This is a genomic window from Acinetobacter rongchengensis (genome assembly GCF_003611475.1).
Taxonomy (GTDB): domain Bacteria; phylum Pseudomonadota; class Gammaproteobacteria; order Pseudomonadales; family Moraxellaceae; genus Acinetobacter; species Acinetobacter rongchengensis.
In genome coordinates, this window is sequence record NZ_RAXT01000186.1 from 1 (window position 1) to 606 (window position 606).

Sequence of the window (606 nt, forward strand, 5' to 3'; positions counted from 1 at the left end):
AAAGCGTCACTACTGATAGTGACGCTTTTCTTAGTTTGCCTGTTGAATTAAACAGTGAGTGATAGACCTCTTTTGGTTAGGACTTCATTAACCTTTTCATGCCATTCTTTAATTATTTTTGTCGTTTCTGCATTTTCACTAGAACAAATAACTAATGTTTTTCTTGGCTGAGGTAGTGTTTTCCCCCAAATGTCCCAATCCAATACACGAATAGGGCGCCTGAAAACAATCCAATCGGTTTCACTTTCATCATCATTGACTTCATAAGCTCCACCAATTACCTGAACTAATGCAATTAATTTGCCACCATTTTTAATAGCAACAATATCATTCACTTTCATTCTGTTAAAAAAGTCCTCTTTTTCAACCTGTCCTCCAGCCCATTTTCCTAAACCTATAATTTTTTTGTTCTCTAAAATTGAATGTAAAACTTCTGAAAAGCTTTGATCATCAGGGTGCATCTGCATATGCCAATATTGAGTCATGTTTTTTTTCCATAGGTAATTATGTTTGTTTTGTACTGAATTAATGAACGAGTGTCTACGAGTGGCATAAAGAAAGTTCGCTTATTGCCCCTCTGAAAAACCGCTTTTTCTATATCTAATT

At 34.8% G+C, this 606-nt stretch carries 1 protein-coding gene; it reads right to left on the bottom strand.

Annotation, left to right across the window (positions count from 1 at the left end; translation table 11 throughout):
- Positions 1-47: 47 nt before the first annotated feature.
- On the bottom strand, positions 48-485 hold the full coding sequence (locus D7V20_RS19435) for a pyruvate kinase (protein ID WP_120376168.1): 438 nt from the start codon (positions 483-485) through the stop codon (positions 48-50).
- Positions 486-606: the final 121 nt, after the last annotated feature.